General features: G+C 46.1%; 15 protein-coding genes, 1 pseudogene and 1 riboswitch. Of the genes and pseudogenes, 8 read left to right on the top strand and 8 right to left on the bottom strand.

Annotated elements, in window-relative coordinates:
- The first annotated feature begins 412 nt into the window (after positions 1-412).
- Both T3H97_RS06600 and T3H97_RS06605 read left to right on the top strand, forming a co-directional pair.
- Positions 413-976: a GbsR/MarR family transcriptional regulator gene (locus tag T3H97_RS06600; RefSeq protein ID WP_328802064.1), complete on the top strand. Its 564-nt coding sequence runs from the start codon at positions 413-415 to the stop codon at positions 974-976.
- A 153-nt stretch (positions 977-1,129) separates the two neighbouring features.
- A complete protein-coding gene (locus tag T3H97_RS06605) occupies positions 1,130-2,611 on the top strand; it encodes a carboxylesterase/lipase family protein (protein WP_328802790.1) in 1,482 nt (493 codons plus the stop codon).
- An 89-nt stretch (positions 2,612-2,700) separates the two neighbouring features.
- Here T3H97_RS06605 and T3H97_RS06610 read toward each other — a convergent pair whose 3' ends face one another.
- The 6 genes from T3H97_RS06610 to T3H97_RS06635 all read right to left on the bottom strand — a co-directional run bounded on the left by T3H97_RS06610 (position 2,701) and on the right by T3H97_RS06635 (position 9,731).
- A complete protein-coding gene (locus T3H97_RS06610) occupies positions 2,701-4,731 on the bottom strand; it encodes a methyl-accepting chemotaxis protein (RefSeq protein ID WP_328802065.1) in 2,031 nt (676 codons plus the stop codon).
- Between the two features lie 241 nt (positions 4,732-4,972).
- The gene (locus T3H97_RS06615) at positions 4,973-5,920 is read right to left on the bottom strand and encodes a DMT family transporter (RefSeq protein WP_328802066.1); all 948 of its coding nucleotides are present in this window, start codon (positions 5,918-5,920) and stop codon (positions 4,973-4,975) included.
- A gap of 171 nt (positions 5,921-6,091) precedes the next feature.
- A riboswitch (FMN riboswitch) is annotated at positions 6,092-6,236 on the bottom strand.
- A 121-nt stretch (positions 6,237-6,357) separates the two neighbouring features.
- On the bottom strand, positions 6,358-7,053 hold the full coding sequence (locus tag T3H97_RS06620; protein WP_328802067.1) for an ABC transporter permease: 696 nt from the start codon (positions 7,051-7,053) through the stop codon (positions 6,358-6,360).
- Positions 7,046-7,969: an ABC transporter ATP-binding protein gene (locus tag T3H97_RS06625; protein ID WP_103048863.1), complete on the bottom strand. Its 924-nt coding sequence runs from the start codon at positions 7,967-7,969 to the stop codon at positions 7,046-7,048. Before T3H97_RS06625 ends, T3H97_RS06620 begins: the two co-directional genes overlap by 8 nt.
- 108 nt (positions 7,970-8,077) lie before the next feature.
- A complete protein-coding gene (locus tag T3H97_RS06630; RefSeq protein WP_328802068.1) occupies positions 8,078-9,022 on the bottom strand; it encodes a sensor histidine kinase in 945 nt (314 codons plus the stop codon).
- A gap of 1 nt (position 9,023) precedes the next feature.
- Positions 9,024-9,731, bottom strand: a complete 708-nt coding sequence (locus T3H97_RS06635) for a response regulator transcription factor (RefSeq protein WP_025722060.1) — start codon at positions 9,729-9,731, stop codon at positions 9,024-9,026.
- Between the two features lie 305 nt (positions 9,732-10,036).
- Here T3H97_RS06635 and T3H97_RS06640 point away from each other — a divergent pair, with 305 nt between their 5' ends.
- The 3 genes from T3H97_RS06640 (at position 10,037) to T3H97_RS06650 (ending at position 12,792) form a co-directional block, all read left to right on the top strand.
- Positions 10,037-10,540 (top strand): DUF6933 domain-containing protein, encoded by a 504-nt coding sequence (locus T3H97_RS06640; protein ID WP_025722059.1) that lies wholly within the window; start codon positions 10,037-10,039, stop codon positions 10,538-10,540.
- A gap of 98 nt (positions 10,541-10,638) precedes the next feature.
- A complete protein-coding gene (locus tag T3H97_RS06645; protein ID WP_025722058.1) occupies positions 10,639-10,947 on the top strand; it encodes a hypothetical protein in 309 nt (102 codons plus the stop codon).
- Positions 10,948-11,160: 213 nt separating this feature from the next.
- Positions 11,161-12,792 (top strand): formate--tetrahydrofolate ligase, encoded by a 1,632-nt coding sequence (locus T3H97_RS06650; RefSeq protein ID WP_328802069.1) that lies wholly within the window; start codon positions 11,161-11,163, stop codon positions 12,790-12,792.
- A 23-nt stretch (positions 12,793-12,815) separates the two neighbouring features.
- Here the strand turns inward: T3H97_RS06650 and T3H97_RS06655 are convergent, their stop codons facing one another.
- Both T3H97_RS06655 and T3H97_RS06660 read right to left on the bottom strand, forming a co-directional pair.
- Complete coding sequence (locus T3H97_RS06655) at positions 12,816-14,546, bottom strand: ABC transporter substrate-binding protein (protein ID WP_328802070.1); 1,731 nt, start codon at positions 14,544-14,546, stop codon at positions 12,816-12,818.
- A 108-nt stretch (positions 14,547-14,654) separates the two neighbouring features.
- Positions 14,655-15,647: an ABC transporter substrate-binding protein gene (locus T3H97_RS06660; protein WP_328802071.1), complete on the bottom strand. Its 993-nt coding sequence runs from the start codon at positions 15,645-15,647 to the stop codon at positions 14,655-14,657.
- A 234-nt stretch (positions 15,648-15,881) separates the two neighbouring features.
- On the opposite strand from T3H97_RS06660, the pseudogene T3H97_RS06665 reads away from it, so the two are divergent.
- The 3 genes and pseudogenes from T3H97_RS06665 to alr all read left to right on the top strand — a co-directional run.
- A pseudogene (locus T3H97_RS06665) lies at positions 15,882-16,199 on the top strand (LysE family translocator); the annotation flags it as partial.
- Positions 16,200-16,299: 100 nt separating this feature from the next.
- Positions 16,300-17,577, top strand: a complete 1,278-nt coding sequence (locus T3H97_RS06670) for an outer membrane lipoprotein-sorting protein (protein WP_328802072.1) — start codon at positions 16,300-16,302, stop codon at positions 17,575-17,577.
- 257 nt (positions 17,578-17,834) lie between these two features.
- Positions 17,835-19,031 carry an alanine racemase gene (gene alr, locus T3H97_RS06675; RefSeq protein ID WP_061829579.1) on the top strand — a complete coding sequence of 399 codons (1,197 nt, stop codon included), beginning with the start codon at positions 17,835-17,837 and terminating at the stop codon, positions 19,029-19,031.
- Positions 19,032-19,281: the final 250 nt, after the last annotated feature.

Genomic DNA, 19,281 nt, shown 5'->3' on the forward strand with positions numbered 1-19,281 from the left:
CAAAATTAATTGTAACAGAAGCATTGCTTACATTTCAAACAAAAAAACTGTTCATAAAGTACGTACAGAAAAAACTGTACAAAGTTTCCTTCAATATGCTCCTTCGTTCTTTAGAATGCTCAAACATGCGGAACTTTACAACTGATAGTGCTTTTTTTAAAATAGACAATGAAATATAACCATAAGAAAAAGATTTATGTATATCCATAATTTTAAAAATCTACTATCATTAGCAATTTTGCGAATTATGATTTTGAACGACCATGCTGTTGTAATATAGACAGAAGCTTTGCTTTTGAAACATTTCATTTATTATTGAAAGATTTCATATATTGCGTCAAAGCTAATCCTTTACGGGTAAGTCGTTCATACTAGGTTGTGCAAAATGCTCTAAAATTAGGAGGTTGCAAGCATGAGCTTGTACCAGTTAGGTGATGAGCAGCAAGCTTCGCTGCAAAAAATTCGCAAACGTGTCATAGAAGCTATAGGTAAAAACATGGACCTGTATGGGATTACTTTGTCTGCGGGGCATTTATACGGTTTGCTTTTCTTTGCGGATAAACCGATGACGCTGGACGAGATGGGCCGTGAAATGGAAATGAGCAAAACGAGCATGAGTACAGGAGTTCGAACATTATTAGATTTGAAAATGGTAAATAAGGTATGGAGCAAGGGCTCACGCAAAGACTTGTATGAAGTCGAATATGACTGGCATCAAACCTTCACTGACTTCTTCGCTATTAAATGGAGAAAAGCGGTAGAAACAAATTTACTGGTGTTGCGCAAAGCCATTGATGAGCTGGACAGATTGATGACTCAGGGTGAAGAGTACGAGGAATTTAAGGCGATTCTTCAGCAAGATCGTATGAAAATGAAGCAGGCCGTCGCTTATTACAAGTGGCTAGACCGACTAATTGACTCTATGGAAAGCGAAGAAATTTACAAGCTGATTCCCAAAGAAGAAGTTCGTGATTAATCGCTATTTCCCTATCTTGTTTATAAAAATGCCGGAGCGCAAAAGTGCTTCCGGTATTTTTTGGTTTGGCCGTGTGCAAAGGGTATAATAGAGATATGTAAAGATTGATATTATACCGTTGTGTTGAACATACGAAATAAAGGAGGCTTCATGATGGAGAGTATTACAGTACATACTCGTTTAGGTCAATTACGTGGGGAAACGGGGAATGGATATCATGTATGGAAAGGTATCCCATATGCACAGCCTCCTGTTGGAAAACTACGTTTTCACGCGCCCCAGCCTTTGGAGTCTTGGGAGGGTGTACGGGCTGCGACGAGTTTTGGGCCAATCTGTCCGCAACCTATGCCATCCGCTGAAAGTATGACTGGAAATCTGGTGGAACCGCCTGAGCAGTCAGAGGATTGCTTATACCTGAACATTTGGACACCTGCTTCGAAGGCTCCTGAGAAGGGACGTCCGGTGATGGTGTGGATTCATGGCGGTGCCTTTGTCACGGGGTCCGGGATTATACCTTTATATGACGGGGAACGCATGGCGAAGAATGGCGATGTTGTGGTTGTTACGATCAATTATCGATTGGGGCCGTTAGGATTTTTGCATCTGACTCCAAAGGGAGTTGGCCTGACCTCTAATGCGGGACTGCTGGATCAGATCGCTGCGCTGAAATGGGTTAGGGATCACATCTCTGCCTTTGGCGGTAACCCGGACGAAGTAACGGTGTTCGGTGAATCAGCAGGCGCGATGAGTATTGCCGCTTTATTGGCAATGCCAGCCGCTGAGGGACTGTTCCAGCGTGCAATTTTACAGAGCGGTGCGTCGCAGGTATTGCCAACTTCACAGGCCGAACAAGTGACGGCTGTGTATCTGCAGCAGTTGGGTGTGGACACTCAGCATCCAGAACGGTTGTTTACGCTGCCGACAGATGCGCTGATGCTAGCTATGGCGAAGACGCATGAAGTCATCGGACCAGGGATGGCGATGATCTATCAACCCGTTGTGGACGGTGTGACCTTGCCAGATGTACCGCTGTCTTCAATCGCGCAAGGTTCAGCAAAGCAGGTATCCGTTTTGATTGGAACGAACTTGCATGAGGGGGCCTATTTCATCCGAAAAGAATCCCATCTAATGAACAAGTCAACAGCGAGTCAGGCATTGGAAATGATGACGGGCATGTCAGACATCGGCGACCTGATAGAACCATTTCCGGTTACGATTGAGGGACAGGCGCAAATGTTGACTGATCTATTTTTTTGGCGTCCTGCATTGGCTCTTGCTGTTGCGCAGTCGGCGCATGCGCCTGTATGGATGTATCGTTTTGATTGGACATTGCCGGGTCATCCTACCTTTGGACAAGCGGTTCACGGTGCCGAAATTGCGTTTGTTTTCGATAATCTGGAGCTGCTAGGTAAGCTTGGATTAGAGATTCAACCGTCGATGCAGAAGCTGGCTCAAGCTATGCAGCAGGCGTGGGTTGCTTTTGCACGTGATGGGAAGCCTGTGCTGTCTGAGGGGGCTTGGCCGATGTACGACAGGGAAGAGCGGACTACAGCTATTTTCCATCAGGATATTAAGGTAGAGCACGACCCCGAAGGAGATAGACGCCGTCAGCTAACCGGTCAGATGACCCTATAAGTAAACAAGAGAGAGAGCATCTTAAGAACTCAAATGTAAAAAACCTTCGCCCGTTTTGTATACGGACGAAGGCTTTTGTTAGTAGTAAGTTAAATCTTAAATCGCTTAACCAGCTGTTGCAAATCCTGCGCCATGTTGGACAACTCCTGAGACGAAGATGCGATTTCCTCCATGGCCGCCATTTGCTCCTGAGCGGCAGCAGATGTTGTCTGCGAACTGTCCGCCGAATTGCGAGACAGACTTGCCAAATGGGTGACAGTAGCCGAAACTTCCTCTGTACTGGCTGAGATTTGTTCAGCCGCAGCGGATACACTTTGAATTTGTTCCACGATATGAGATGTAGAGCGTTCAATATTCGTAAATGCACCTTCTGCATCTTGGCTAATACGTAATCCTTCACCTACCTGGTTGCGAACATTACCGTTCATGGTAGCAGTGGAGCGTTGAATCAAATCGAGCATCTGAGTAATGATCTGACTGATGGAATCCGCGCTTTCCTTGGATTGCTCAGACAGCTTGCGTACCTCTATAGCGACCACGGCAAATCCTCGCCCGGCTTCGCCAGCTCTGGAAGCTTCAATAGACGCGTTCAGAGACAACAAATTGGTTTGCTTGGCAATGGCGGCAATAGCTGTATTCATCTGCTTTGCATCGTCCGAGAGCTGGGATAGCTCATCCATCAGGCTAGCCGTTTGGCTTACAGCTTCCAGAATACGGTCCATTTGTGTCCGCACATGGCTGATCATTTGACTGCCTTGAGCTACATCATGCTCGGTTTGTCCTGCTGAATCCACGATGGAGCTTGCTGATTCGGCAATGGTGCTGACACCCTTCGCCATTTCTTCAACGGCATTAGCGGTTTGCTCGGATGCTTCGGCGCTGGTGGCTGCATTTTCCGCGGATTCCATAACCGTTTCCGCTACGTGTTGTACGGACTCCGTCGTTTGCTCTGTGCTTTCCTTAATCATCAAAGAAGAGGAAGCAAGTCGGGAGGACGTTTGATTGACCTCGGAAACCATCGTATGCAAGGAATGCGTCATCTGGTCAAAATTCTGTGCCAGTTCGCCGAACTCATCCTTGCTGGATAGATTAACACGTTCGGTCAGATTTCCGTCACGGACGATGCGTGTTCCTGCTTGCAGCTTGCGCAGCGGAATTAGGAACGAGCGGACCATAAGCACAATGATGATCGCAGCGGCCAGTATGGAAATAACAATTACAATCAGGCTTTGCTTCAAAATCGGTTGGGCAGCATCACTGTAATCCTCCAGATCCGACAGTGCGATAATGTTCCAGCCGGTGAGAGGGTCCTGGATTGTAAAAGCCAGCACGTCCCGATTCATGAATTGAATTTGTGATATGGAAGGAGTATCATTTTCGGCGGTTTTCGCCACTTCGGGAAGTCCCTCTATGATGTCTGTTGGTTTTTTGCCTGTATTTTTAAAGGCTGTTCCAGCTCCAGCCACAATTTTATGATCAGAATCAACAATAATGAGTCCTCCGCGTTCACCAATCTTAACAGACTGCAGACTTTCACTCATTTTGTCCAGGTTCAAAGCCAGGGCAACAGCTCCTTGACCGTCCTCCAGCGTTTTTGATACATTAACCACTAAATTCCCTGTCGTGACGCTGACAGCTGGAACACTAACGGCTACTTTACCCTTCTCCTGCATCGCGTTTTTGTACCATTTTCTCTCCCTTGGATCATAATCAGCCTCCTTTTTTTTCGGCGTACGAATGTATTGTCCTTCCGCATTGCCGAGGAGCGCAGCATCTAACTCAGGATGAGCTTTGACGATGACATCCAACTTTTTCTGAAGGGCCTCTTCGTTGGAATCAATGGAATTAGATTCGATTTCAGTGGTAAGAACGTCCACGTCTTTCATAATAGGTGCTACATACTGATTGACATTGCTTCGGATCAGAAACAGATTCGTGTATACGGAACCGCCCATTTGCTGGCTGAGCTGTGTCGTAGCCCCCTGATAGGAAAAGTAACCAATAAGCACGCTCGGAATCAATAACACAGCTAAAAAAGATATTATTAATTTTGTCCTCATTAAATAAAACTGCTTGAGAAACCTGCTCCACCACGGAGCTGTTTGTTTTGCTTTAGTCATAGTTCTTTCTCCTCTGTGTCTGATGATCACTACATTGTTTTATTCGACATAAACCGACGAATTTTATAGATGTAATCATTGGGAAACGAGGAATAGTAGCATGTTTTAGACACTTTTTTTGAAAAACGGGTCTAAAGAACTATATTTTATATGGATACGAATACATAAAAAAGCCAAATCGGAGATGCAAAAGCATCTTCACAATTTGGCTTGGGTGAGTCATGAAAGGGACATTGAACTGTTAATTTTTTTGCTGACGTGAAATCATAAAGAGCGTAATCCAGATAAGCATAAAACCAGTCAATTGCGCTACAGTAACGATTTGCTGAAATGCGATCCAATTAATCACGACACCCACCATGGGAAAGCTCAATTCTGCCATCGTAGCATAAGACGCTTTGGTCGTACTTAAGCCTTTGTAATACAGCAATAAGCTAAGAAGACCCGGAAGCAATGCCTGCAATAGCAAGTTGATAATCACAGCTGCGCCTACCCATGTACCGGCAGGCATATTCCATGGCGCATGCTCTACAGAGGTGAGGACAATCAGCAGAGGAAGCGCCACCATGAAGCGGAGGGAGGTTACCGTTTCATATTTCATTGAACGAAGCAAGTAACTTCCCATGACTGTCGAACCACCCCATAGAACTGCTGCACCGAGTGCAAGCAGACTACCGACCTGGACAAAATCACGAACATGCCCGAAGGGGAGCGACCAACCGAAGGTCAGAAGATACGTCCCGAACAGAGCGACGACAATTAATAATCCAAAATGACGCGGCAACATTTCCTTCAAAATAATACGGGCTAGAACAATAGCGACCAGCGGTTGAAGCTTCTGGAGCAAGAGTACAGCATTCAAATCACCATTGCTGAGCGCCATGGTAAAAATCACGCTGGCCAGAGCCGAGCCGCCCCACGAGACGAACAAAATAGCGAAAACTTGACGAAGCCGTACCGCTTTGAGTTCCTCACGATGCTTCCACAACATCGGTGTCAGAGCGAGGAAAAGCAGCATATGCTCCATAAGTACAATTTGTGTTGAAGTAAATGATTTTAGCAAAATAATACGAAACAGCGGGTCAGCGCCCCACAAGGCCGCTCCAATTGCGACCAGCCAAAAACCGTTTTTCATGTGCGAGCTACGATCAAAACCTTTGGATGTTAGTACAGTAGAAGATTGACTCATACTCAATTAGCTCCTTGCGAATACAGGACCGGTGGCACAAAAACCCCCGTCCATGGCGAAAGGCCATGCAAGACGGGGGTGATCAAATAAACTTGCCGCTTTATGCAAGTTAAATGAAGTTACTGCAAAACCAATAACGCAGTATTCATCCACTTCGCGGCATGTTGATATTTCGATCTTCTTCCATCCGGACTTTACCGTCGGCTTTGGCATCTCACCAAATCAGTCCGTATCCTGTTGCCAGATACAGAGTCGCGGGCTTAGCTCCATGAGCCATACCGCCGGTTGGGAATCACACCCTACCCCGAAGATCCTTATTCCGTTTTTAATTTCTCCTATAGGATATACCTGTTTTAGAATGAAGTCCAGTGAAAAATGTGTGTATATCTAACAATGATTTTCATCTGTTTTTCGAAAGCGCTCTACGAAATTACATATTACGAGGTAATATCCTTATACTCAATACGTCGAATCGCCGCATAAGCCACAAGCATTCCCAGTATAGAGAAGCCAATTTGCACGGGGGCTATGGAGCTAAGTGTAGCGCCGTTATTATTGGAGAAAAGCAATGCTACAATCAGGATTGAGGTCACAATGGTGGTGGGTACAGAGTATCTTCGCATCCCCATATACAGCGGAACCAATCCCATAAAGCTGGCAGCAACGGCATTGATTAACGTCCGTGCTGATTGTTGACCCAGTATCGAAAGAGTAAGGTTATCCGGTACAATCAAGACAAACTGGTTGAGCAGATGAATAGCAGCCGTAATGATTATTTCAGATATAATAATAGACAAGAACGTAAACAGCAGCACAACCAAGAGCTTGGCGATCATCAACTTTTGACGGTGAATCGGATACATGAACAAGATCGTAATCGATTTGGATTTAAATTCTCCGACGATAAAGCGGCATAGCAAAACGGAGGAAAACACAATAAATGTGGCTCTTACAAAAATGTCTATTATATCCAAAAGTTGAGTGTACTGTGTAAATTCAGGTATTCCTTCACTTTGACTGTCCAGTGCGATAATACAGATCAGCCCAAGAATGCATGCATTGGCGATCAGTGCTGATCGGATATAACCCGCGAGATGAAATTTTTTCAGCTCCAACTGCATCAATTTAAGCATGGAGATCACCTCCGTTTAACAGCCGTAAAAAGTAGTCTTCCAGCGTGCTGCTTTTCTGATGAATGGAATCCACCTCTATATCATTTAAAATGAGCGTTTTCGTAATTTGTTTCTGCGGTACATTTGAATCGTAAATACGTATACTCTGTTCATTTAGTACCCTTATATTATTCAGATTCAGATGATGGGAGAGGACGTAGGTCGCTTTTTTACAATCGTTGGTCGTAAATTCGATATATTCCGTATTGGTTTCTCGCACCTGTTCCATCGACACTTCCTCAATCAGCCTTCCGTGATTAATCACGCCTACCGTATCCGCAATCTGCTCTATTTCCGCTAAAATATGACTGGACACGAGCAGGGTCATCCCATATTCCTTGCATAGCATATGGAATAATTGGCGGATTTCCTTGATTCCCACGGGGTCCAGACCATTAATCGGTTCATCCAAAATGAGTAGCTCTGGCTTAGTCGCAATAGCGCGGGCAATCCCGAGACGCTGTTTCATTCCCAGTGAAAAGTCTTTTACCGACTTGTCACCCGCATTCTGCAAGTTCACTAATTCCAGGGCATCCCGGACAGCCTGCTTATTATAGTAGCCCATGTATTCACAATGAAGTTCGAGATTTTGCTGCGCCGTTAGCCTGTCATAAAAAATCGGGTATTCAATAATCGAACCCATCCGTCCGAGCAGATGATACGATTTTGGCGTTAATTTCTCACCGAATAATTCAATTTCACCCGATGTCGGCTTGAGTAAATTCGTAATCATTTTCATCATCGTCGTCTTGCCTGCCCCGTTAGGGCCGAGAAAGCCATAGGTTTCTCCCTTGCGCACATTCATACTGACTCCCGCTACAATTTCGTTGCCCTTCAGGGCCTTGGTCAACTGATGTGTACGTATTACGTAAGTCATGGGTGTTCTCCCTTCGTATACTGCTGATAATTCAAGGATACAGGGCGAAATGTTCATTTTTCTTTCGTGATTCTTACAAATTTATTAAGTTGAGCATGTTGAGTACGATTAATAGTTGATTTTCTTCAATGTAAAAGAGAAGACTGTCCGCTCATAAGGTCTACTGGTCAATTGAACTTCTCCGTTCATCGTTTCAACCAGACGTTTGGCAATCGTAAGGCCCAGTCCGCTGCCTTGTACCGCCTTATTGCGGGAGTCCTCCAGTGTGTACATGCGTTCAAAAACTTTATCTTGCTCAGATTCCTGTATGCCTTTCCCACGATCCCATACCTCTATATGCACTGTATCCTGCTGTTCTGACAGTGTCAGGCCTAGCGTCCGTCCATCTGCCCCGTAGCGAACGGCATTCGAGATCAGATTATTCAGCACCCGCCCAATGGCTCCTTCGTTCCCCAAGGCATGAATGGGGTACTCGGGGATCTCAATATGCACAGTAAATCCCTGTGCAGTCAGCAGGTCATAATACTCCAAAATGCTGCGTCTGCACAGTTCTCCTATCTCCAGTCGGGTCAACGGAATATCCGTATCATTAGCTTCCAGTTTCGCCAAATTAAAAAAGCTTGCGATCAACTCAATCGCTTCGCTTGTCTTTTGATGAATTTTGGATAGCAGCTTTATACGTTCTTCCGGCAAAATAGTCGGATCGCCATCCAGCATCTCGGCATATCCAAGCACAACCGTAAGCGGGGTCTTGAGATCGTGTGAAATGTTCGAAATCATTTTGCGCATAGCAATTTGGCTACGGTTGTAATCTGCAGACACTCTGAGATTCAAGTCCAGCAGTCGATTAATTTCCGTCATGAGTCGTTGCAGTTCAACGTCACCTGTGACATATAGCAGCTTTTCCGCATGATTCACCGTCACAATCCGCTCTAGTAGCGCTCGTATATCTTTTATTTTGCGCTTATAGGCCATACGCTCCTGCCAAAGCCATACTATAACGACTGACATGATGAGGCCGACAATCCACTCAGAAATGTTTTCGATGTTCATATCAGCCATTCTCCCATTTGTAGCCAATGCCCCATAGCGTTTTAATGTGGAGAGGATGAGAGGGATCTTCTTCGATTTTCTCACGCAGGCGGCGAATGTGGACGTTAATCACGTTCTCATCGCCCATATAATCGTCTTTCCAAATAAATCCGTATAATTGTGCTTTTGTAAATACCCGGTTCGGATTGGCTACAAATAGCTTCAAAATATCGGACTCTTTGGCTGTTAGCTGAATTTCATTTTCATTGCGTATGACTGTAAAATGATCAAAATCAATGCGCAGACTGCCGTAGGTCAAAACTTGTGCTTGCGGCTGTTCCTCCTGTTGTTGCTGACGGGCATATGTAGTAGATCTGCGGATCGCGGACTGAATACGAGCCGTCATTTCGAGCATTGAAAAAGGTTTGGCAACATAATCGTCTGCCCCAAAGCCCAGTCCAAGCGCTTTATCCACGTCGCTGTCCTTGGCTGACATAATCAGAATAGGTACGGCGCTGTGGGTACGGATTCGGCGGATCACCTCCATACCGTCCACCTTCGGCATCATCAAATCCACCAGTACCAGATCATAGGTATGACGTTCAAAGGCAAGAAGTCCCTCTTCCCCGTCATAGGCGGTGGTTAAAGTGTAACCTTCCTTGGTGAGTGCTTTAAGTAGCATTTCGGCAATGAATAGATCGTCTTCAATAAGTAAAATATGCTGTGACATAGGTGTGGAACACCCCTAATTTTTAGATTAAGCTCGCGTGACGAACTGTACCTGAATTATATAGAGCAGTGGAGGGGATTTCCATAAAAATTATCCAAAGAAAAAATGAAAACTCCCTGGATCGTCCCAGGGAGTTACGTAATCAGCTGTGTCTGGCAATATATCTTTCCTCTATTATACTGAAAGAGTTTATAATCCGGTGTTTGGAATACGATGTTATGATATACGTGACATGCTTTATACAAGAAATCAGGTATGTCTAATCACGAGCTACGGCACAGGACCGTCAATAAAGGAGAGCAACGATGTTAGTTATACGAGGAACACAAAAACTGCTGAAGGAATGGGAGACCGAACCACTTCAAGTTGATATTTATCCGCCTTTGAATAGTTGGCATGCCAGCTTGTTTTTACTTAATCGAAGAAAAAATATAGTGTTTATGCATGATATATCCCGCTTAAGCATCACGCTTTTTGGGATCAAAAAATCGCAGTACAACAACCTGCCAGTTCTTTTTGTGCAAGCTTTGAAGGAATTAATGATCAGTGAAGGCTTTGATGAGCAGATTGTAAAGGCATACACACAGGAAGGCGAGCAGATGCTGGCTACGACGACGAATAGTCATAGTGTAATAGGAACCTTGGATGAGATTATTTTTATCATGAAGGAACTGGATATGGAGCATGGGTGCGAGCTGGAAAAAAACCAGTGGAATAACCGGATTGTTTTCAAAACTGTAGAATACAAGTATCCTGTTGATGTTTTTAAAGAAATGCTAGAAAAGCATTATAAACTAGAGAGTATTTGAGAAATTTATGATTTTACGAAATGAGTTCCATTTATTCCCTCTGTCCTATATAATCTAATATAGTTCTAAAAGACTATATAAAGAGAGGTAAGGGGTAAATGAAGATTAAATTGAGAAATAAAACGGGAATGATCAAGGAACGCAAAGTAGGTTTTTCATGGACTACGCTCTTTTTCGGTTTTTTCCCTGCGTTGTTTAGAGGGGATTGGAAGTGGGCTGTTATTATTTTTCTGGTATCGATCCTTACGAGTGGGGCGTCCAACTTTGTATTTTGCTTCATATATAACCGCTTACATATTAATGACCTGCTGACCCAAGGCTATGGTCCTGCTACTAAGAAATCCCAAGCTATCCTGATTTCTAAGGGATTTATTGCTGAAAATTACGCTGCTAACTTTGCAGGTTAATTTGAGAGCTGCTTGTTAAAACGAGACGTGTCAAAAGAGCATTCACCGAAGTCCATGCGGCCGGGGAATGCTCTTTTTTTATAACTCACATGATAGCAACGCTTGCGATGAAATGAATCATAGCGCAATAAGCGGCAGACTTTGGTAAAATAAAACGATACAGGGTTTGGCACCATCGGTCAGACTTATAAAACGGGGGGTACATAACGAAAGATGAAGAGGATTATTGATATAGCCAAAGAAGCAGGAATTGAAGAAGAACATCTGGAGACGTATGGAAAATATAAAGCGAAGCTGAATCCGTCCCTGTGGGAGCAGTTAAAGGATCGCCCGAATGGAAAGCTGGTGCTGGTTACAGCGATGAATCCCACGCCAGCGGGAGAAGGGAAAACGCTGACAACCATCGGGCTGTCACAGGCGCTGAATGCGCTGGGGCATAAAACCGTTGCTGCGTTGCGTGAGCCGTCCCTTGGCCCTTGCTTCGGCATGAAAGGAGGAGCAACCGGGGGAGGACAAGCCCAGATTGTTCCTGCAGAAGACATTAACCTGCATTTTACAGGTGATATTCACGCGATTTCAGCTGCGCATAATTTGCTGGCAGCGATGATCGATAACCATTTGTTTCATGGAAATGCTTTGCGGTTGAAACCGGAGCGGATCGTGTGGAAACGCGCTGTCGATATGAATGACCGGAGTTTACGGAATATTGTGACCGGATTGGGGTCAGGTAATGGAGCGGTGAGAGAAAGTGGCTTTCTGATTACCTCGGCTTCAGAAGTGATGGCAGTATTATGTTTAAGTGAAGATATGGACGATCTTAAAGTGCGATTGGGTCGGATGGTGATTGGTTATAACGAAGATGGCGAAACGGTAACAGCTGAGGAACTACATGCGGTGGAAGGTATGGCTGTGCTGCTTCGGGAAGCATTGAAACCCAATCTGGTGCAAACGTTGGAGGGAACTCCAGTTATTGTGCATGGCGGACCTTTTGCGAATATTGCGCATGGATGCAGTAGTTTGATCGGTACGAAGCTGGCCCTGAAGCTGGGAGAGGTGGTCGTCACGGAGGCTGGATTCGGGGCCGAGCTGGGAGCGGAAAAATTTTTTGACATCAAGTGCCGTCAATCCGGTTTGCAGCCAGATGCGGCTCTGTTGGTCGTAACCGCCAAAGCGCTGAAATATAACGGCGGTGTAGCTAAAAATGAGCTGGACGCAGAAAATCTGGAGCAATTGCAACTTGGATTAGTCAACATGAATCGGCATGTACGGAATTTGCAAAAGTTTGGCGTGCCAGTACTGGTAGCAGTCAACCATTTTGTAACAGATAGCGATGCCGAGCTGGAACTGATTTTCTCGGAATGCCGCAAGCTGGGAGTACCCGTAGAACTGTCACAGGTGTGGGCACAGGGAAGCCAAGGTGGAGAGAAGCTGGCCCAAAGCCTGCTCAACCTGCTTCAGGAGAACAAAGCCCATTTTGCACCATTGTATGAGCATACACTTGATTTGCAAGCGAAAATTAGTGTCATTGCGAAGGAGCTTTACGGTGCGGCAGAGGTAGCTTACACTCCTGCGGCCAAACGGGCGTTGGCCGGTATGGAGCAGCTTGGTTTTGGACAACTGCCTGTATGCATGGCCAAAACGCCGTATTCTTTCTCAGATCAACCTTCTCTGCTAGGTGCACCGGAGGGTTTTACCATTCACGTGTCCAGCGTTGCTTTGTCCGCAGGGGCAGGCTTTGTGGTCGTGGAAACAGGCAATACTATGACGATGCCAGGATTGCCCAAATCCCCAGCAGCTGAGCATATGTCGCTGGAGGCAGATGGAAGCATTCAAGGTCTAATGTAGTATCTTTAGAAAATGGCAGCTTCTCAGGATGAAGTTCCAAGCAGTTTGGGCAGTGCAGTAAGCAGTTTTTGCCGGGTTATGGCATCGCTCCAGTTCCAACGTTCAGCTTCTACGAAATATACCCGACCTTGACGTACAGCAGGGAGGCTGCGCCAGAGAGGGCTGCTGATCATGCGTTCCAGCGTACGTTTGGATTCTGGTGCTGTTGGGACAAGCATAAAAATGCGGTCCCCGGCGTAATCAGGCAATTCGTTCGGATCTATTTCCGCGAAGCCGTGTCCCTCGTCGAGCACCTTTTGGATCGGCTCAACGGGCTGAAAGCCCTGGGGGTGGTAGAGGGCCGATGAGAATCCGGACATACCCATGACAAAGAGCCGATCACCATGATCGAAGATGAAGACGGAGGCCGTTTCTCTGGCTGTGATTTGCGTGCCGAGCTGCTGCCACATTGCCAGATTACGGGCTGTGAAGGTAGACAACCAGCGTTCGGCCTCCCGCTCCTTACCGAGCCAGGCGCCAAGTGTACGCATCCGTTCCTCCAGCGTGGCGAAGGAGTTGAAGGTGACGGTGGGGGCGATGCTGGCAATGCGCTTATATTCCTGTTCGTCCGAATTGGCGATGATAATTAGATCAGGATCAAGAGCACTGGTCAAGCGGGCATCCAGTGGAAGGCCCACATCGGCAACATTCACAAGACGATGTTTATAGACACTGTATTCACTGAGTTGCAGACTTCCGCCGATGGCTTTGGTCCCTAATGCCAATAGATCGCCCATCGTTTCTCCATGATAGATGATGCGGCTTGCTCGGCGCGGAATATGAATATGGTGACCCGTCCAATCCTTGACGCGCACAGAACCGGAGACAGAAAGTGCGTACTTGCCAGGGGGAATCCCGGTCATTTGCCTAAACCGTCGATTAAAATAATATTCGTCAGAGAAACCAACTTGACGGGCAATTTCACGTAAAGGCCGTTTGCAATCCAGCAGCAGCCGCTTGGCATGATTCAAGCGCAGCTCAGTGAGGTAATGCAGCGGCTTTTTGCCTGTAATTTTACGAAACATTTGCGAGTATTGCCATATGGAAACGTTCGCCTGCTCGGCAAGCTGCTTGACGGTAATGGGCTTTTCATAGTTGTTTTCCATATATGAGAGAGTGCCTTCTACCGATGCTGGCAATGCCGGATTAGAGGTATTGTTTTGATCAATATCGGTGTGGTCTTCCTGCCACAACAAGAGCAACTCTTGAAACATGATTTGCTGCCGTAATACGGATGTTTGGTTATGCGGCTGTACCGTTTGTTGGGCACTATAAAATAACTCTTCAGTCGACTGAATAAGTTTGGAGGAAGAAGAGGAGACGATGTATTCGCGCGGTCCCGGCAGGACAGGTCCATGATATAGGGATGGCATACACGCTGCGTGTTCAGCCAAGGCCATGTCCGCTTGTGGTTCTGACGTCAAAGTGATGACCTCAAACGAGATTTTGTAGTATTTAGGTACAGTTCCATTCAGGGGAGCGATTTGATAGGATTCACCTGGAGCTAGCCAATACCCATGGCCTGTATGGAATAGATACTGCTCTGGGCCAATGTCCACCATCCCTGTCCCACTGATGAACATAAGCAGACAGTGATATGAATTGGGACGTGATAATAATTCATCGGTAGGCTCACCAATCAACGCAATTTCCTTAAAATGAAAAAGCAGTGAGCTGAACGGAGGAGGATATACGGACGACGGAGACTGGTTCACGGTATTGCTCCTTTTATTGAGAATGGTTATCATGTATATATGAGTATACCTCCTTTAGGTTCAACAAAAAAGAAGCCTATCAACAAGTGTCGATAAGCTTCTCCAATTTTATTTGATGAGCTTGGGCAATTCCTCCAGCAGCCATTCTCGAGTGGAAGCATCACTTTCAGTTTTGCCAATATCCTGAGTGTACACACGACCCTGTTTGACAGCAGGGAGCTGGAGCCACAGCTTGGTTTTCATTAACTGTTCGGTGGATTGTTCGGCTTCTGAACTTGGTGTTCTTAGTATGAAAATCCGATCTCCAGCGTATTGTCCGATCACTTCCTGAGATATTTGTACAAATCCTTTGTCTTCATCCAGTGCTTTCTGGATAGGAGGGGTAGGTTTGAAACCATTCTTTTCATACAGTATTTGTGACAGTCCTGTCCGTCCCATTGCGAATAAACGGTCACCTGGATAGTAGGTAAAGACTGAAGCAGTTTCCCCCGCCTTAACACCTTCTGCGTGAAGTTTGGTCCACATCTCCGCTTCCTTTATTTTATATTGGGTAAGCCAATCTTCAGCGTCCTTTTTCTTGTTCACAATGTCTCCGAGATGTTGCAAACGTTCGTTTAACGGAGCAAAGGTATCGAACATAATTGTAGGTGCAATTTTTGTTAACGCTGCGTATTGCTTTTCATCTGTATCGGCGGTAATGATCAGGTCAGGCTGTAGTTCCAAGGCTTTTTCCAAATTAATCGGGAACCCCAGATCAGCCACGTTCTGAACCTGCTTTTCGTAAACCTTGCCTTCAATCATAGAAGTTGATGTACCTACAGCTTGTACGCCTAAAACCAATAAATCCCCATAGTTTTCTCCAAAGTAAGCAATGCGCCGAGGAGTCGTGGGAATATTCACTGGATGTCCCTTATAGTCTGTGTATTCACGAGTTGTGGCAGCTTCCGATGTTTTTGTAGGTGCTGTTCTGTTGCTGCTTGCACTCTGATTGTCAGATGCGCCGCATCCCAGCAGCAATGCCCCCATAAGAAAGAATAGGCAGATGAGAGCAGTGTATGGTCGAGTAGATTTTTTGTTGATTGTCGAGCTCTTGTTGGTCATAGTAACCCCCGTATAATAGAATTATTCAGAATTTTGCAAATGAGAATTATTATCACAAAAGCTATGATAAGCGCTAGACCCTCAATACTCAATGGACAAACTTGGTCAATGAATCCGATTTTGTACAAAATAAGTCTCATGTGTTCTTAGCTCATTTCATTCTTCAAATTTTATTGATTTGTCATTTTTTATGGTATAGAATATCATTTTTTTACATTTGAAAGGGGTTTTGAAATGGCATTTTTTATTACATATGTTTTACTAGGTTTCTCTATAGCACTACCTGTAGGTACAATTACGGTTGAAATGACGAAGCAAGGGCTAAAGAATGGATTCATGCATGGATGGATTGTGGGCCTTGGGGGGATGACCGTCGATTTGTTATTAATCATTGGTTTATATTTTGGTCTGGCCTCTGTTTTGTCATTATCTGTTGTACAGGTGATCATGTGGCTCATTGGAGCTATATTTTTGTGCTACGTGGGGTACGACAGCATTAAAAATGCAGATCATGATATTGCGCTAGAAGGAGAGAAAAAGGCGAAATCATTAGGATAAGTTCAAGCTTGTCATGCCAGTCTGCATAAATCGAACAAGTCCTTCATAGACATATACTAATTCATTTAAAACATGTGCTGAAGGGGTTGATGACATGCGCCGGATTTCATGGATGCTCGCCATGGTCATGTGTGTAACGCTGCTGCTGGCCGGGTGCGGCAAGAAGAGCGCGGACGATGTGGTTAAAGATTTGAGTGACGTGGTGAGCGACCTGAACAGCTACCACGGTACAGCTTTGATGACGCTGCATACCGGCGACACGCCGCAGGAATACAAGGTGGATATTTCCTACCGCAAGCCGTCCTATTACCGAATTGCCATGACGAATGAGAAAAAGGATGTTACGCAAATTGTGCTTCGTAATGATGAGGGTGTATTTGTACTGACACCCAGTCTGAACAAAAGCTTCCGTTTCAAAAGCGACTGGCCAAACAATCAGGGTCAAGTATATTTATATGAAACGTTGGTTCGCAGCATTATCGGCGATGCCTCCCGTCAGTTGGCTACCGACGATAAATCCTATGTGTTTGATGTGGCAGCGAATTACAACAGCCATGCGCTGGTGAGACAAAAGATATGGCTGTCCAAAAATGACTATGCACCCACTCAGGTACAGGTGTCTGATGCGAATGCCAAGGTAGTTGTTGATCTGAAATTCGATCAATTTGCTTTTGATACGAAGTTTGACAAGGACTCTTTTGATATGGAGCGGAATATGGCTTCAGGTAAGACGAGTACGGGTAGCGAAGGGGCGCCATCTTCCGGAGCAGTGGATCCCAGCGGTCAGCTTGAACCTTCCAGTGCGATGGATGGGACGACTGGCGTGACGTCTGGCGAACCCGGACAAGAACAGGGAACAGCAGGGGATGCAGTCCAGCAGCCGTCAGGGGAAGCGAAGGTGGATGGTACTGCCACAAATGATACGTCCAAACCGGATGCAGCAGCCAATACAGAGGCACAGCAACAAACACCAGGCACATCGGATGCCGCAAACGGAACGTCAGCGGGAACAGATGCAGCAGAAGCAGTGATGGGTGAGTTCGGCTTGATCGAACCGTCCTACACGCCAGCCGGAGTACAGATCAAGGATACGCCGGAGCTGGAGGATAATGGGACACATGCCGTGATGCTGCGGTATAGTGGAACGTATAATTATACCATTGTGGAGGCACGTCCAAAAGATCGGGCGGTCGCACTGGCCGCAGGTGAACTGGTTGATATTGGAGGAAGCTTCGCCGTTCTGACCGGAAGCGAACAGCAGACGATGACCTGGATGAATGACGGAATCGAGTTCAGAATCACCAGTGCTGACCTGCCTGTGAGCGAAATGATACAAATTGCCGCTTCTATACAGGATCAATCGGGTAAATAAAACTTTATAGACGGATGCAGACGGTCTAGAGTGTAAATTACTCTGCTGCCGCCCGTATCCGTCTTTTGTTCATTCGCGGTCTAGGATATGCATCGCTTGTAAGTCGTGTTCATTGTAGAGGATGCTGGCAAACGCCCCCTGCCATTGACAGCCACGTTTCTGAACATTACCATTAACCTTTGGAAGTAAGGTATGTGCCACACTCCGAATGGTAAAGGTTATGTTACAGGCTAACAATTGAAGAAGGTGACTGGATTTTGCAAGCACAATACAGATCGACCCGGGCCGAAATCAACCTGGATCTCCTTGGCGCCAACTATGAAGCTTTTCGCAAGGCATTGCCAGCGGATAAGCTGATGCTGGTCTGTGTCAAGGCAAATGCCTACGGACACGGTGCCGTGGAAATTTCAAAGGAATTGGAACGCCTTGGTGCGGATTATTTGAGCGTCGCTTTTCTGGATGAAGCGTTGGAGCTTCGTCATGCGGGGGTTCAGCTACCAATTCTAGTACTCGGTTATACCTCACCGGAAGCTGTACAAACGGCTTGGGAGCATGATATCTCATTGACAGTGTTCAGTGAGGAAGTGCTGGAGGGTATCCGCAGACTGGACCGCCAAGGAAACGAACGCAAGCTGAAGGTGCACATCAAAATAGACAGCGGCATGGGAAGACTGGGTTTGTTGCCTGGAGAAGAGGCTATGGCTTTTGTCCGGCAGGCTAACGAATTAGAGCAAGTGCTGCTGGAAGGCATGTACACCCATTTTGCCCGCGCGGATGAAGAAGACAAAAGCTATACACTGCTACAATATGATCGGTTTCGGGGCGTGGCGGAAGCGCTAAGGGAACAAGGTATCACCATTCCCATTATACATACGGGCAACAGCGCCGCCACCATTGATACCCCTTCTCTTTCCCCCAATATGGTGCGGATTGGTATCAGTATATACGGTCTGTACCCGTCTGATGAGGTTAACCGGCAAGCCATTGAACTGTTGCCTGTGTTGTCATTAAAGACGGCAGTGGTTTATACCAAGACGCTTCCTCCCGGCTGGGGAGTTAGCTATGGCACCCGGTACGTGACCTCCAGTGAAGAACGGATCGGTACACTGCCAATCGGCTATGCGGATGGATACTCCCGCATGCTGAGTGGGAAGATCGAAGTGTTGATACGCGGTCGCCGCGTCCCGGTACTCGGTACGATTTGCATGGACCAGTGTATGGTATCCTTACAATCTTTCGCAGAAGATGCGGAAGAAATCCAAACCGGCGAAGAGGTTGTTCTCATCGGCCAGCAGTCCGGCGAAACTATCGCGGCGGATGAGCTGGCATCCAAGCTTGGTACGATCCACTATGAGGTAATCTGCATGATCGCAGACAGGGTACCGCGTGTATACACACGAGATCATGTTCCTGTTGTTCGAGTGAACTCGCTTCTCCCAACCCGCTGGAATTAATTTCATAACGCAAATTACCGAATAAAAGCAGGAGTTTTCGCAGAACGTCCCGAAATATGTACAAAGGAAAGAAAAGAGCGCTATAACTGTCAAAAGACGCATCAGGCTCCGCTGACACTTGTATTTCGGGGATCAAACGCCTGTACGAAAACGAACTGCGTAGTTTATAATGGAATGCAGCATAGATGATATACGAATATCATATACATTCTCTTGTATTCCGTTTGAATAAATTACCGGGAATAACGTT

It is taken from the genome of Paenibacillus sp. LX16, from assembly GCF_036252815.1.
Classification (GTDB): Bacteria; Bacillota; Bacilli; order Paenibacillales; family Paenibacillaceae; genus Paenibacillus; species Paenibacillus polymyxa_B.

Bases quoted from the DNA above. Each gene is read 5' to 3' on its own strand.
- T3H97_RS06600 (WP_328802064.1), top strand. From the start codon at position 413: ATGAGCTTGTACCAGTTAGGTGATGAGCAGCAAGCTTCGCTGCAAAAA.
- T3H97_RS06605 (WP_328802790.1), top strand. From the start codon at position 1,130: ATGGAGAGTATTACAGTACATACTCGTTTAGGTCAATTACGTGGGGAA.
- T3H97_RS06610 (WP_328802065.1), bottom strand. From the start codon at position 4,731: ATGACTAAAGCAAAACAAACAGCTCCGTGGTGGAGCAGGTTTCTCAAG.
- T3H97_RS06615 (WP_328802066.1), bottom strand. From the start codon at position 5,920: ATGAGTCAATCTTCTACTGTACTAACATCCAAAGGTTTTGATCGTAGC.
- T3H97_RS06620 (WP_328802067.1), bottom strand. From the start codon at position 7,053: ATGCTTAAATTGATGCAGTTGGAGCTGAAAAAATTTCATCTCGCGGGT.
- T3H97_RS06625 (WP_103048863.1), bottom strand. From the start codon at position 7,969: ATGACTTACGTAATACGTACACATCAGTTGACCAAGGCCCTGAAGGGC.
- T3H97_RS06630 (WP_328802068.1), bottom strand. From the start codon at position 9,022: ATGAACATCGAAAACATTTCTGAGTGGATTGTCGGCCTCATCATGTCA.
- T3H97_RS06635 (WP_025722060.1), bottom strand. From the start codon at position 9,731: ATGTCACAGCATATTTTACTTATTGAAGACGATCTATTCATTGCCGAA.
- T3H97_RS06640 (WP_025722059.1), top strand. From the start codon at position 10,037: ATGTTAGTTATACGAGGAACACAAAAACTGCTGAAGGAATGGGAGACC.
- T3H97_RS06645 (WP_025722058.1), top strand. From the start codon at position 10,639: ATGAAGATTAAATTGAGAAATAAAACGGGAATGATCAAGGAACGCAAA.
- T3H97_RS06650 (WP_328802069.1), top strand. From the start codon at position 11,161: ATGAAGAGGATTATTGATATAGCCAAAGAAGCAGGAATTGAAGAAGAA.
- T3H97_RS06660 (WP_328802071.1), bottom strand. From the start codon at position 15,647: ATGACCAACAAGAGCTCGACAATCAACAAAAAATCTACTCGACCATAC.
- T3H97_RS06670 (WP_328802072.1), top strand. From the start codon at position 16,300: ATGCGCCGGATTTCATGGATGCTCGCCATGGTCATGTGTGTAACGCTG.